The sequence below is a fragment of the Nocardia sp. NPDC006982 genome, from assembly GCF_042869435.1.
Classification (GTDB): domain Bacteria; phylum Actinomycetota; class Actinomycetes; order Mycobacteriales; family Mycobacteriaceae; genus Nocardia.
The window spans coordinates 1-13,217 of the sequence record NZ_JBIAFV010000023.1 but is presented as its reverse complement, the minus strand read 5'-3'; the positions used below and the strand labels follow the sequence as shown (position 1 = coordinate 13,217).

General features: G+C 63.8%; 16 protein-coding genes. 6 read left to right on the top strand and 10 right to left on the bottom strand.

Features of this window, described 5'->3' with window-relative positions; translation table 11 throughout:
* Window positions 1–75: 75 nt before the first annotated feature.
* Window positions 76–1,869: a DEAD/DEAH box helicase gene (locus ACFYOW_RS44005; RefSeq protein ID WP_387297135.1), complete on the bottom strand. Its 1,794-nt coding sequence runs from the start codon at window positions 1,867–1,869 to the stop codon at window positions 76–78.
* A gap of 62 nt (window positions 1,870–1,931) precedes the next feature.
* Between ACFYOW_RS44005 and ACFYOW_RS44000 the strand changes: the two genes are divergently transcribed.
* Complete coding sequence (locus ACFYOW_RS44000) at window positions 1,932–2,783, top strand: carbon-nitrogen hydrolase family protein (protein ID WP_387297133.1); 852 nt, start codon at window positions 1,932–1,934, stop codon at window positions 2,781–2,783.
* An 11-nt stretch (window positions 2,784–2,794) separates the two neighbouring features.
* Window positions 2,795–3,418 carry a phosphoribosyltransferase gene (locus tag ACFYOW_RS43995; RefSeq protein ID WP_387297131.1) on the top strand — a complete coding sequence of 208 codons (624 nt, stop codon included), beginning with the start codon at window positions 2,795–2,797 and terminating at the stop codon, window positions 3,416–3,418.
* 15 nt (window positions 3,419–3,433) lie between these two features.
* Here ACFYOW_RS43995 and ACFYOW_RS43990 read toward each other — a convergent pair whose 3' ends face one another.
* From ACFYOW_RS43990 to ACFYOW_RS43970, 5 genes are all read right to left on the bottom strand, one after another.
* Window positions 3,434–4,075, bottom strand: coding sequence for a gamma carbonic anhydrase family protein (locus ACFYOW_RS43990; RefSeq protein ID WP_387297129.1), 642 nt, complete (start codon window positions 4,073–4,075; stop codon window positions 3,434–3,436).
* 467 nt (window positions 4,076–4,542) lie between these two features.
* Window positions 4,543–5,397, bottom strand: coding sequence for a DUF1206 domain-containing protein (locus tag ACFYOW_RS43985; RefSeq protein ID WP_387297236.1), 855 nt, complete (start codon window positions 5,395–5,397; stop codon window positions 4,543–4,545).
* Window positions 5,398–5,416: 19 nt separating this feature from the next.
* The gene (locus tag ACFYOW_RS43980; RefSeq protein WP_387297127.1) at window positions 5,417–5,833 is read right to left on the bottom strand and encodes a DUF899 family protein; all 417 of its coding nucleotides are present in this window, start codon (window positions 5,831–5,833) and stop codon (window positions 5,417–5,419) included.
* Between the two features lie 151 nt (window positions 5,834–5,984).
* Window positions 5,985–6,218 carry a hypothetical protein gene (locus ACFYOW_RS43975; RefSeq protein ID WP_387297234.1) on the bottom strand — a complete coding sequence of 78 codons (234 nt, stop codon included), beginning with the start codon at window positions 6,216–6,218 and terminating at the stop codon, window positions 5,985–5,987.
* 182 nt (window positions 6,219–6,400) lie between these two features.
* Window positions 6,401–6,631: a hypothetical protein gene (locus tag ACFYOW_RS43970; RefSeq protein ID WP_387297125.1), complete on the bottom strand. Its 231-nt coding sequence runs from the start codon at window positions 6,629–6,631 to the stop codon at window positions 6,401–6,403.
* Window positions 6,632–7,294: 663 nt separating this feature from the next.
* Here ACFYOW_RS43970 and ACFYOW_RS43965 point away from each other — a divergent pair.
* Window positions 7,295–7,468, top strand: coding sequence for a CsbD family protein (locus ACFYOW_RS43965; RefSeq protein ID WP_387297123.1), 174 nt, complete (start codon window positions 7,295–7,297; stop codon window positions 7,466–7,468).
* 85 nt (window positions 7,469–7,553) lie between these two features.
* Window positions 7,554–7,709, top strand: coding sequence for a DUF6131 family protein (locus tag ACFYOW_RS43960; RefSeq protein WP_387297121.1), 156 nt, complete (start codon window positions 7,554–7,556; stop codon window positions 7,707–7,709).
* Between the two features lie 672 nt (window positions 7,710–8,381).
* On the opposite strand, the gene ACFYOW_RS43955 is transcribed toward ACFYOW_RS43960, so the two are convergent.
* The 3 genes from ACFYOW_RS43955 to ACFYOW_RS43945 form a co-directional block, all read right to left on the bottom strand.
* Window positions 8,382–9,200: an RNA polymerase sigma factor SigF gene (locus tag ACFYOW_RS43955; RefSeq protein WP_387297119.1), complete on the bottom strand. Its 819-nt coding sequence runs from the start codon at window positions 9,198–9,200 to the stop codon at window positions 8,382–8,384.
* A 199-nt stretch (window positions 9,201–9,399) separates the two neighbouring features.
* A complete protein-coding gene (locus ACFYOW_RS43950; RefSeq protein ID WP_387297117.1) occupies window positions 9,400–9,603 on the bottom strand; it encodes a hypothetical protein in 204 nt (67 codons plus the stop codon).
* Window positions 9,604–9,618: 15 nt separating this feature from the next.
* Window positions 9,619–9,999 carry a hypothetical protein gene (locus ACFYOW_RS43945; protein ID WP_387297115.1) on the bottom strand — a complete coding sequence of 127 codons (381 nt, stop codon included), beginning with the start codon at window positions 9,997–9,999 and terminating at the stop codon, window positions 9,619–9,621.
* A gap of 167 nt (window positions 10,000–10,166) precedes the next feature.
* Here ACFYOW_RS43945 and ACFYOW_RS43940 point away from each other — a divergent pair, with 167 nt between their 5' ends.
* Both ACFYOW_RS43940 and ACFYOW_RS43935 read left to right on the top strand, forming a co-directional pair.
* Window positions 10,167–10,481 (top strand): hypothetical protein, encoded by a 315-nt coding sequence (locus ACFYOW_RS43940; protein WP_387297113.1) that lies wholly within the window; start codon window positions 10,167–10,169, stop codon window positions 10,479–10,481.
* A 498-nt stretch (window positions 10,482–10,979) separates the two neighbouring features.
* Window positions 10,980–11,246: a lipopolysaccharide assembly LapA domain-containing protein gene (locus ACFYOW_RS43935; protein ID WP_387297111.1), complete on the top strand. Its 267-nt coding sequence runs from the start codon at window positions 10,980–10,982 to the stop codon at window positions 11,244–11,246.
* Window positions 11,247–11,831: 585 nt separating this feature from the next.
* On the opposite strand, the gene ampC is transcribed toward ACFYOW_RS43935, so the two are convergent.
* Entirely contained in the window at window positions 11,832–12,965 is a 1,134-nt protein-coding gene (gene ampC, locus ACFYOW_RS43930) for a class C beta-lactamase (protein WP_387297232.1), read from the bottom strand.
* Window positions 12,966–13,217 lie beyond the last annotated feature (252 nt).

Below are 13,217 nucleotides of genomic sequence, written 5' to 3'. Positions count from 1 at the left end.
CCTCCTGTGTCTTCGCCGGACACGGACGGCAACACTGTAGCTAGCCGCGTTGACCTTGGTTTACCCCTCCCCGGTTCAGGAGCGTGGCTTGCGCCGTTCCGGTCGCTTGCCGCCGTCGCGATCGCGACGCGGTCCGGCGCGGAACGGACGTCCGCCGGGCGGACCGGAATCCAGCTGCAACTGGATCAGCTGGCCGCTGATCCTGGTGCGCCGCAACGCATCCAGCGTCTCCGAGGATAGGTCCGCGGGCAATTCGACCAGGCTGTGGTCCGGACGGATGCTGATATGGCCGAAATCGCTGCGGCGCAGTCCGCCCTCATTGGCGATCGCGCCGACGATCGCGCCGGGTACCACCCGGTGCCGCTTGCCGACACTGATTCGGTAGGTCGCCAATTCGGCTCCGGTCCCGCGGTGATGCGAAGGGCCGCGATCCTCACCCTCGAACCGGCGGGCGGGCCGATCCCCGCGCGGCATGCGTTCGCGCTGCGGACGTTCGACCGGCTCCGGCTCGGGCTCCATGAAGAAGTTGTCACCGTCGTAGCCGCTGACCGCCAACGCTGCCGCGATATCCACCAGCGGAATGTTGTGCTCGCGCTCGTAGTCCTCGATGAGCTTGCGGAACAGCGCCAGGTTCGTCGAGCTGAGGTTCTCGGTGATCGAATCGCCGAATTTGGCGACGCGCTGGGTGTTCACATCATCGACGCTGGGCAGCTGCATTTCGGTCAGCGGATGCCGGGTGGCGCGCTCGATCGACTTGAGCAGATGACGTTCCCGCGGCGCGACGAACAGCAGTGCCTGACCGCTGCGCCCGGCCCGGCCGGTGCGGCCGATGCGGTGCACATAGGACTCGGTGTCGTGCGGAATGTCGTAGTTGACCACATGCGAGATCCGGTCCACATCGAGGCCGCGCGCGGCGACATCGGTGGCGACCAGGATGTCGAGTGCACCGGACTTCAGCTGGCCGATGGTGCGTTCACGCTGGTTCTGCGCGATATCGCCGTTGATCGCCGCGGCGGAGAAGCCGCGCGAGCGCAGCTTTTCGGCCAGTTCCTCGGTGGCCTGCTTGGTGCGCACGAACAGGATCATCGCCTCGAACGACTCGACCTCGAGGATCCGGGTGAGTGCGTCGAGCTTGCGCTGATGGGAGACCTGCACCCAGCGCTGGGTGATGTTGGTATTGGTCGAGGTCTTCGACTTGACGGTGATCTCGACCGGATCGCGCAGATACTTCTTGGAGATGCTGCGGATCGCCGAGGGCATGGTCGCCGAGAACAGTGCGACCTGCTTCTCGCGGGGGGTATCGGCGAGGATGCGCTCGACGTCCTCCTGGAACCCCATCTTCAGCATCTCGTCGGCCTCGTCGAGCACCAGATACTGCAGCTGGGACAGGTCGAGCGTGCCCTTCTCCAGATGATCGATCACCCGGCCCGGTGTGCCGACCACGACGTGCGCGCCGCGGCGCAGGCCGGAGAGCTGGACACCGTAGGCCTGGCCGCCGTAGATCGGCAGCACATGCAGTCCGGGGATGTGGGTGGCGTAGCGGCCGAATGCCTCGGCGACCTGGATCGCGAGTTCGCGAGTCGGGGCCAGCACGAGGGCGCGCGGAAGTTTGCCGGTCACCTCGATACCCATGAGGATCGGGATGGCGAATGCCGCGGTTTTGCCGGTGCCGGTCTGGGCCAGCCCGACCACGTCGGCGCCTTCGAGCAGCGGTGGAATGGTTGCCGCCTGGATGGGAGACGGCGACTCATAGCCCACATCGGCGATGGCCGCGAGGACGCGGTCATCGATGCCGAGATCGGCGAAGGTCGGGCCGTCGTTGTCCCTGTCGTTGTCGCCAGGAACGCTGTCGACCTGATTGGTACTCATTGACCAGCAGTTTACTGCCTCGCGGTGGTCGTCCCGGCCACCGGGCCAATACGGTGAGACGTATGCAACCCAAAAACGTGTCCGTGCATCACGATCCGGAGTCGTCGGCGGTCGCTGTGGCGGTGGTCCAATTCGCGCCGGGAACCGATCCGTCCGGCAATCTCGAAACCCTGCGCGCGCACGTTCGCGTGGCCTCGGAACGGGGTGCGAAGGTGGTGGTCGCGCCCGAATACTCGATGTTTGCCGTGTCCCGGCTCGACGAGCGGGTCGTGGCCGTCGCTGAACCGCTGAGCGGGCCGTTCGTCACCGGTCTCGGTGAAATCGCGCGCGAATTCGGGGTGTATCTGGTCGCCGGAACGGTCGAGCAGGTGGCGGCGGCTGGGCGGATCCGCAATACCCTCGTCGTCGTCGGACCCGACGCGACCCTGGTGACGAAATACCGCAAGGTGCATCTCTACGACGCGTTCGGATATCTCGAATCCGATGTTGTCGAGCCGGGTGCGATCGAGGCCCCGGCGACCTTCACGGTCGGTGCTGTGACATTCGGCATGCAGACCTGTTTCGATCTTCGCTTCCCGGAAGGCTGCCGTCGCGTCGCGGCCGCCGGAGCCCAAGTGCTGGTACTGCCGGCGCAGTGGATTCCCGGTCCGGCGAAGGTGGATCAGTGGACGACGCTGCTGCGCGCGCGTGCCATCGAGAACACCGTCTATGTGGCCGCCGCCGATCAATGCGCACCGCGCGGTGCGGGCGCATCGATGATCGTCGATCCGACCGGTGTCGTTCTCGCCGAACTCGGCGACGAACCCGGTGTACTCACCGCGGATATCGACCTCGAACAGCTGGCTACGGTCCGCCGGACCAACCCCAGCCTGGCATTGCGGCGATTCGCGATCACCGAGCGCGTACGGGAGTAGCGTTAATTCGGATGATCTACTCCGATCGGACAGCGGCCGGTCGCGCGCTGGGTTTGGAACTCGGCCACCTGCGTGCGATGCAACCGCTGGTGCTCGGACTGCCTCGCGGCGGGGTTCCGGTGGCGGCCGCGGTGTGCGAGGTCATCGGGGGCGATCTCGACATCATGCTGGTCCGCAAGCTCGGTGTGCCGTGGCAGCCGGAGCTGGCGATGGGCGCGATCGGTGAGGAAGGGATCCGGGTGCTCAATCAGGATGTGTTGTCGCACACCGGGATAACGACGCGGCAGCTCGCCGAGATCGAGGATGTGGAACGCGCCGAACTGGAGCGTCGACGCGAGATGTGGCGCGGTGATGCCAAGCCGATCCCGATCTCCGGCCGCACGACGGTGATCGTGGACGACGGCATGGCGACCGGGGCGACGGTGGCCGTCGCCTGCCGGGTCGCCCAACTGCACCAGCCGACGCGGATCGTGGTTGCGGTGCCGGTTTCGTCCACCGAGGCGTTGCGCCGGGTGGCCGCCGAGGCGGATGAGGTGGTCTGCCCTTGGGTGCCGCGCTCGCTCGGCGGTGTCGGAATGGCGTACCGCGACTTCCATCAACTGGACGACGACGAGGTCACCGCGCTCCTCGTATGAGATGCCTCGTCTAGGTCAGGACTGGACTTCGGTGATGCCCTTGCGGTGGCGCTGGCCGAGTTCGGTGTAGAAGCCCGGATTGAGTTTGACCCAGCCTTCGGCCTGGGTGCCTTCGATGGACTTCTTGACCTCGGCTGGGGAACCGGCGGTGAGTACGCCCGCGGGGATCTTGGCGTGCGGCGGGACCAGGGAGTGCGCGGCGATCATTGTGCCCGCGCCGATTTCGGCCAGGTCAAGGACCGTACTGCCATTGCCGACAATGGCCTCCGCGCCGACCGAAGCACCGTGGAAGACCACGCTGTGGGCGATGGTCGCGCCGGGGCCGATTTCCATCGGCACATCCGGCGGCACGTGCAGAACCGCATTGTCCTGGACATTGGCACGTTCCCGAATGGTGATCGGCGCCAGGTCCGCGCGCAGCACCGCGCCGTACCAGATGGACGCACCCGCCTCGACGCGCACATCGCCGATCAGGGTCGCGGTCGGCGCGATGAACGCGGTCGGATCGACCGTGGGCTCCCCCGCCTCCCCGGGCCTTTTGCCGGTCGTCGTGTGGGAAGACGGTTTCGTCGCGGGCCGGCGGTCTAGTTGTCGCAGGGTTTTGGGCGTACCCGACGAGTTACCAATGTGCTCTCTAAACGCACCGCCGCTGGTCATGGTGCCGACAGTACCGAGTGTTCTGTGGCCAATTGCCATCTAGTCGTCAAGAATTCGGCCGACACTTGCTCGCTGGAGGCGATGCACACCGCTGGGTCGCCAGCATGGTCGCCTTGCCCTTGAGCAGGCCGAGGCAGCGCTGGAGGTATTCACCGACACGAGTCCACCGGAATTCATCGCAGCAGCCGAACTCGATCCAGGTAGTGGTCCAACAAATGACTCAGCGTGCCATGGCGGCGAGCAAAGCGGCGCGGCAGCGTTTCAATAAGCTGCCGTCGCGCTCTCGGACGTCGCTGATCGGTTCGGCTTCAGCCGTGCACCGGTCTCGGTATGGGGTGCGGCGCCACCGGATCGAGGAGACACTGCTGATCCAGGGTGATGTCAAGGTTCACTGATGACTTTGCGTAATGGCTCAGACGGCCCCGTTTCGAGTGTCCCAGTAGGTCGTACTGGGGACTGCACGGGCCCTACATCTTGGCGTATCGGGCCATGGCGAAGCTGTAGAGGCCGTAGGTGATGATGCCCAGGCCTGCCACGACAAGCAGGGCTGCGCCATATGGTTGGGCCCTGAGGGTTTTGAAGGCGCCGTCGAGTCCGGCGGCCTTGTTCGGCTCGGATTGGCTCACGGCGAGGATCACCAGCAACCCGATTGCGGCGATGGCCAGTCCCTTTGCGATGTATCCGATGGTGCCCAGCCGTCGCACGAGGTCGCTGGTGGTGCCCTCGAGGTCGTCGAGGAAGTTCTGTCTGGCTCCTTTGTAGATGTGGTAGCCGCCGATCGCGATGATGATCAGCCCGCCCGCGACGAGGGCGATCGTGCCTGCGGTGGTGTGCATCAAGCGTCCGGTGAGCCCGGCACTCTGGCCGCTGCTGGACTTGCCGCGGCCGCGGGCGAATCCGAACGCGGAGAAGGCGAATGCGAAATAGACCACCGCCAGGGAGAACGCCTTGATGCGATCGATGGCTTCGGATTTCTTGCTGTCGGCGTCAGGTTTGGACGAACTTCCCAGTGCCGCTTCGGCGAGCCGCCACAGCGCCATCAGCCCGAACGCGACGACACCTACCCACAGGGCAAGGACGCCGCCCGGCTTGGCGGCCAGTTCGGTCATGGCGCCGGATTGGTCGGCGGTGCCGGCTGCGCCGCCGAGGGCGATTCGGATGGCGATGTAGCCGATGATCAGGTGGACAATGCCGCTTACGAGGAAGCCTGCGCGGGCGAATCGTTCGAAAACGCTGTTCTGCGCAACCCGGCCGGCGATGGAAGACGAGTTGTCATAAGACGCCGACGTCGAATCGGCGGGGGACGGCTCGGAACGGTTGATGTCAGCCATGGTGGCGTCCCTAAGTTTGTAGGTGTCTGGGATTGGTGCCCTGGATGCGCGCCTTGTACTCCTCGATCTCGGCCAGCGGTGCCCGCGAGACCGCGATGAACGCGGTGTCACGGGCCCGCAGCCGGGCGAGTAGATCGATCGGAACCTCTTCGGCCGCGGCGCTGCAATTCGCACACCCCTGGTCCCGGCCCGGATCCAGCATGAAGTGGCAGACCATGAGCCGACGCAGGCCGTCAAACAGATCCAGCAACGTGGACTTGCCACCAGGGCCCTCGAAGTCGTATCCCTTGTCCAGCCGCACCATCGGCAACCGACGCCGCTGAGCTTCGACCGCATCACGCAAACGAGCGGTCACACTCGCCTGCGCCAGCACCTCCTGGCGCCCGATCAGCCAGTCGCCACGGGAAACAACCTGCGGCAGGCTCATCACTTCGTCCGGCAGAGATCTTTCAGGTACTGATGGGGTGGTCACATCGAGTCTTTGCGGTGTGCACTCATAATGGTGGTCCATTGCGCACTTACTGCGAAGGGTGAGCAGTTTTACACGGCCAGCAACTGATACGCCGAACATATGGCGATTACGGACTAGGTTGCGGCATATCGACGTGGCAGTTATCGACTTTCGGATTCATGCCGAGGTAGTTGAGCGGCCCGGCGACGATAGTTGCCGCGATTGTTCCGGTGCTCGCACAGTTCTCCGGTTTGCTCCCGAAGTAGTGTCGTTGCCCAGCAGCGATCGCGCCGATGATCAGCCACACGAACACCAGCACTATGAGCACGCTGGTTATTCTCGAACGGCGACCTCCGCGCATTCTCCTGGTGTCGTTTGCGTAGGTATCTCTCATTCCTTATCTCCATTTAGTCTAATGTCTTACTGCGGGTGCAGATTTCGGGATCCGCAGCGCCATTCGACACATATTCCGGATGCTGCGATATCGCGATGTGGACAGTGGGCGGGCGTCGGGGCTCGAAGGCGAAGCCGAGGGTCGTCCGGTTACTCGAGTCGGTCGCGCCAACTCGGGTTGGTGCGGATATGCCGCGAGCCTCCGGCGTGTTCGTTGATGTCGCGGCTGAGCGCGGTGTCTTCAGGACGCGATCGGCCGCGAAGGCGTCGCGCGGCGCTGCCGAGGGCGGGGCGCTGGACATTTGGCGATAGATGGCTGAGCACAGCCATTCCGGTGGCGCCGATGACTATGCCGGCGATCAGGGCGATGATGACGATCATGTCGAGCCTCGGATCTGTTGGTTCTTCAAGTACACAGCTCCGGTCACGTGGTGTCAACAATGTAGGTCTACATCATTGAGCTACAGCGTATAGCCCGGTGGACCATAGGCTTCGATGGCGACGATCCCTCGTCTCGGCAATCGCTGGGCCTGTCAGCGGATTTCAAGGGTTGATCACCTCGTGGCCGTTGCTGTGGCCGATTTCGATCTTGTGCTACCGCCGAGGTCGGCGATGCGTTGGCACGGTTTCTGACGGATCTGATGTAATTCCCACCTGCATCGCCGAATTTTCGTCGCCGGCCTCGTGAATGTCCGACGGCGGGTGGGGCGACGGTGTGCGTCTGGTCGGTTCAGCACCCGACCTCCGCGGATTCATTCATGTGACATCCCCAGTCGAGAGGCGTCTACTGGTGGTCTAGAACGTGAGTTCCGGGTTGATCGTCATGGTTATTGTTATCGGATTGAATGTTGTTCTCGCTGCGGTAGGCGGACTGAGCAACGCGGTCATCGCCCACTCCTTGACCAACGACGTCATGATGTTCGGGTCCTGTCGCGAAATGGCGTTTCCGAGCCGGAAGCGACCTCACCGACCGACATCAGCATCTCGAATAGCGGCCTGGATTCTGCATGTTCGCCCCTCGATCACTCACGCAAGGACCACACGATGAGCATTGGTAAGAAGATCGCGCACAAGGCCGAAGCCGCCAAGGGCACGGCCAAGAAACTGTTCGGCCGAGTCACCGGAAACACTCGCCTGCGGACCGAGGGCCGCGTCGATCAGGCCACCGGCAACACCAAGCAGGCCGGAGCAAAGATGAAGGACGCCTTCAAACACTGACTCCGCACACCCGTCGAGAGGACCCCTTGCGGGCTTGCGTCACACCCTCGTTACCCAGTTCCAGCACCGAAACCACGTAGCTCCCATGATCATCCTCGGAATCGTCCTCCTGATCGCCGGATTCCTACTCAAAATCCAAATCCTCTGGGCCATCGGGATCGTGGTCCTCATCATCGGCCTGGTGCTGCTGGCATTGGGGTCGATGGGCCGCGCCGTCGGCGGGCGACGCCACTACTACTGACGCCGCGCCGTGCGGGGTTGTCGCGCGACGCGAGCAGAACTGCCCAGACAATCGCGCCGACGCCGACGCCGGGAATTGTTGCGGTGAGCGTGACAGCGGGGCAATCCATGAACCATTCGAGGTGAGGAGCCGAAATGGCTACCAGCACTATCATCGTGATCCGCCAGAACCAGGCCACCCGCACCGACTTCAACGCCGCTGGCCGCAGGCCCGGCATGCCGCAGCCACGTGATGAACAACCCCAGCGCCGCGACCCGTCATGCCAATGCCGGCCGGTCCGCCCGCACCAACGCAGGAACAACGCGATCGAGCCCGCGTATGCCCTGGTCGTCAGCTCCGACCCGTCATGGCCGAACCGCAGGTGCCGAAGAAACGCATCGGCTTCGGCGACCACCGCCAAGTCCTCATCCAAAACCGTCCAATACCGAACCCCGGACCGCAACCTCACAGGAAACGCCCGCACCCTGATCTCCTCTCTCGTGGCAGGCAGTGATACGACTACCAGCCACGAGCGCAACACCCCGGGAGATGTGTCGCGAATCAGTCCGTGTCGCCGGACCTACGCAACATCGTGCAACCCCGGTCGCCGCGGGCCTGCACGCCCCAGTCCGTCTTCCTGAGTCGTCAGCCAATTGCACCTCGGCCCTGAACGCCACCGCTGCGGCTGGTTGTTCAGTCACGTAATGCCTGTTCTCGCAACGAGCTCAGCAGTCTGGCCAGGATCCGAGAGATCTGCATCTGCGAGACGCCGAGGGATTCGGCGATCTGGATCTGGGACTGAGATTCAAAGAACCGCATGACCAGCACTTGCTGATCGCACTCGGGTAGCGCGGCGATCAACGGTTTCACGACGAGGCAGTCCTCGACGGTGCAGAACTCCGATTGCTCGGCCCCCAGGGTGTCCAACAGCGACGTCGGCGCATACTCACTGTCGCCGCCGGTCAACGCGTCGATCGAGGAGGTCCGATAGCCATTGCGGGCGATCAGCGCCTGGGTCACCTCGACCAGGTCGACGCCGAGTTCCTCGGCGATCTCCGCGGCTCTTGGGGTGCGCCCCAACCGCTGCGACAGCCTGTCCATCGCCGGGACGATGGACTGCTGGATTTCCTTGAGCCGCCGCGGTACTCGCACCGACCAGGTGTGGTCGCGGAAATGTCGGCGCACCTCGCCTATGATTGTCGGCACCGCGAAAGCCAGGAACGACGCGCCATAGTCGGGGTCGAAACGGTCGACCGCGGCCACCATCCCCACTCGGGCGGTCTGCAGCAGATCGTCGAAGTTCTCACCGCGGCCGGCGAACTTGCGGGCGATGTGCTCAGCCAGTGGTAGACAACCCCGGATCAGCTTCTCTCGCAATGCATCTCGACGAGGATCGTCTGGGTCCAGTTCCGCGAGCTGAACGAGCAACGGTTCGATGTTGTCGTAGGTGTCGGTGCCGTGGCGTGTGGGTCGTGTCTTCTCGGGGGATGTCAGTATCGACGGATAGCTCATCGGTGTTTGCCTCGGATCAGATCCAGATGACATCGACAACAGCCCCCAAACCCCGACACCGCAGTGCCGTACAAGGTTCGGGGCCGCGTCGATCGAGTCGAGCGCGAGTCGCCACGATGCACCGGTCCGAATCGGACTCGGCCCGGCACGACATCAGATGCCGCAACACGCAGATCTCGATATCTAACGTTGCGTCTTGTCAGGGGCTGGGTTGGGGCAGTTCGCAGTTGTTCACCTTGGGGTTGACACCTGCGTAGTTCAGCGGACCCGCGATCACGGTCACCGCGATCGTTCCCAGGCTTGCGCAGTTCTGTTCACGGTCGGTGAAATAACCTCGTTGACCGGCGGCGACCACACCGATGATCAGCCACACGAGCACCAGCAACGACACTAAACGCACCATCACCCACCTCATTTCTTATGGATCGAGATCGTCTCGATCCGGTAGTCGAATATCGGACAGACACATCGCGGTTTGCCTCCGGGGTGTGTCGACCGGCCCGGGACCGGCCGACCTATCTCCGAACAGCTGGCCATGGCTCGCATCCATGGGGCGTAGGCCGACTTTCGGATCCCTGCCCGGCGGCATTGCCGGATGCATCGGCCGCGGCGGCAATGCCGGTATGGCCGGTGTGAACAGGGGTGTCTGGTGCGCCGAAGGGCCGCGGCCGCATCGCCCGACGCGGACGGGGCTGGGTTCAGTGGGGTTCTCGTGGGCGGCGCCGAGATCGCCGCGGGCGGCGCGACTCGAGCCACCCGAAAGCATGCTCAGTTCGGCCAACCCGATGGTGATGATCATGGCGATCCTCACGCCTTCGCTCGGATCTATTGCTCATTCAAGTAGACGCTGCCCAGAGCATAATGTCAACAATGTAGGTCTACACTGGCTATCTACAGCGGTTCATCCGACGAAAGGTCGACCAGCCGCCCACCGGATACACCATCGACACGATCGGACGTGACCCCATGGCGACCTACCTCGACTCCCCCAGCCTGCCCTTCACCTTGCACTTCGCCGCGACCGAATCCCCCGCGGTGGCTGCCGCCGCCCGCGACTGGATCGCGCGCGGGCAGATCTTCACCGTCGCCCTCACCGATAATTCCGATGCGGTCGAAAACCGGTATCTGCTGGTGAATTTCGGTGCGGTGCCCTGCCTGACGGTGCACAACAGCGACACGCGGGGCGACCCGAACCAGCACCGTGTCACCTACGGTGCGTCCCTCACCGAGGACGGAGACCTCGCCGTCGAAACCCGGGCACTGTCAACCCATATCGGCTGATAGTTCACGGGAGTCCGGGGCGGATCCGGGCGCGGCTGGCGCCACTACACCAGCGGACCCCGACCCCGCCGCCGTCGGCGTCGGGCGCGGCAAAGCTGGTAAACCAAAAGCCCTGACCACAGCCACCCAAGCCGGCAAATTCGTCTCCGGATCGAACTCGCCGAATGGACCTGCAATGACCGCGCGGGACCGAATCGCGCTATAACCGGTGCCAAAACGATGGACGATTCGTCGGCGCACGAAGGGGTTCAACGTCGACGACGGGGTAACTCCCATAACGGAACCCGAACGCGACCCGCGGACTCGGACGACGCACAACATCTCGACACCTACCGCATCAGGAAACCCGAGGAGGTCATCGTGAAGCCTGCAGGCCATGACGAACCGTCTGCGCCGAATCGGCCTGACGGAATTCCGGTCGAGCCGTCAGCTCCGGTGCAACCAGCGCCACCGCCAGCCCGGATCGACCGGACCAGAGCTGGCAGCATCTGGGTGAGCATGAGCGTCGGCGGCGTGTTCTTGGTGGTGCTGTTGACATTCGTGGTCCAGAACACGACCAGTCTCCGGCTGGGATTCCTGGGATGGCACTTCACTCTGCCGGTCGGGGTCGCGATCCTCGTCGCCGCGGTCGCGGGACTCCTGGTCATGGCCGTAGCCGGGGGCGTCCGGATCATCCAACTTCGCCAAGCCTTCACCCGCCTTGCACGCGCCCGCAAACCCGACACACCTCACCCCATCCACAACACAAAAACACCCCGGCCGTGAAGACCGGCACCGAGGACGGCGAGTGCTGCGAGACCGGTGCGGAAGGCCGCCCTGCGTTTGACGTTCGTCGTGGGCTCGAGCGTTGCTGCGGCAGAATCGTTCTCGCCCAGGTGGCCGATGATCCGTACGAGCAGGGCCGACGCCTCGAAGTGTAGTTCGAGGTGAGTCGCGGTCTCGTCAGTTGCGAGCGCGTTCGATCCTATGCCGTATCTCCCGAGACGAGGACTGTTGCCGCCTGGGTTACTCGATCCCGACCGTGCAGCGGACTGGAGACGCGCACCACAGACCGATATCAACGGGCACGGAAGAATTCGCGGTCGTAGTATTCGCCCGAGTTTCGGGAGACGGCGGCGAAAGTGGTTGTCGAGCGGTGGCCGAGGTCGCTCGTGAGTTGGGTGTGGTCGAGCAGACGCTGTGGAAGTGGGTCAGAAATATCGTGAGACTCGTCCGGCGGGTGAGCCGGAGTTGACGGTGGCGGAGCTGGCGCGGTACCCAGTATCTATCCACTGAATTCGCCGCTGCAGGGAGAACCCGAGTGCCCGTCCTCCGCCGCTGACACGTCGCCTCTTGGGACTCGTCTCAGGGTTATGGTGCCGGCGTTGAAAGCTGTTGCAGGACGGCGTGGGCTGCGGTGACACGGGCGTCGATGGGAAAGTTCTTGTTCGCAAGCATGACGATGCCGATCCGTTCGTCGGGCACGAAAGCAGCGTACGCGCCGAACCCGGCAGTGGAGCCGGTCTTGTTGAACAAGGTCGGACGCGGGGGAGATTGCGGGGTGATGGACGTGGCCGGGTTGGGCTTCATAGCCGCGATGGAGTTGCCGACCAGTAGCCGATCAAGGTCGGTCGGGTAGGGGTATTGCTCCCAGCCGAGCCCTTGGGTCATCTCGCCGACGTCGAAATATCCGACATGCGTTCCCTCGACAGCATCACGCAGGGGCGGTTCGAGGGTATCGGGCGCAATGTTGGCCTCGATGAAACGGAGCATATCGGTGGCAGAGGACTTGACGCCATAGGCTTCGGCATCCAAAACGCCTACGTTCACACGGACCGGCGTGTTGCTGTCGTCATATCCCCATGCGTAATCGTCCATCTTGGCTTGCGGAACGTCGATGTAGCTATGGGACAGCTCCAGATTCGGGAAGAGCTGACCTTGAATCAGGTCGGTGAAATCGCCGTTCATCGCCAGGGCGCTGAGATAGCCGAACAGTCCGATGCTGGGGTTCGAGTACCGCCGCTGCCGACCGGGAGCGGCATCGGGCGTCCACTGCTGGAAGTAGGTCGGCATCTGGGCTTTGTCGGTGACCTCCGGCGGAAATTGCAGGGGTAGCCCACCTGCTGTGTAGGTGGCCAAGTTCAGCAGCGTGGCCTTGTCGGTGGCACTCCCGGCCAATTGCGGCAGGTAGGTACTGGGGTGATCGTCGAGCGAGATCCGGCCGAGTACTCGTGCGTAGGACCCTAGTGTTGCGGTGAACGTCTTACTGATCGACCCGATCTCGAAAATGGTGTCGGGTGTAACGGGAGCGCCGCTTTGCCGGGAGGCAACGCCATAACCGAAGTAGTGCTGTTCGCCGTCGACCGTCACTGCTACGGCCATACCGGGTACGTTGTACTTGGCCATGAGCGGTTGAAACGCACGGTCCACGGCGGCGGCGAGAGCATCGGCGCTTCCGGCGCAGGCAGCCGCGCTGACGAGCGTGCAACAGAGGGCGATCACCATGAGCAATGGCGCGACGGCTTTGGTGATGGCCCTCAATCAGTGTCCCTTCCCACCACAAGCAAGCCCGGTGGTTTTGGGTCCGCCCGAGTCGAAACCTTACCTAATCTGCCCGCGTGAACCGCGACGACCCAGTCGCTTCCGTAGTACTCGGGATTCATTCATCCCACTGGGTTGTGATAGCCCCTAGAGCAGGCCGCCGGTCAGAAAGTGGACTGTGTCTCCCACGACGGCGAGAAGTCCTGTGACGAGGTT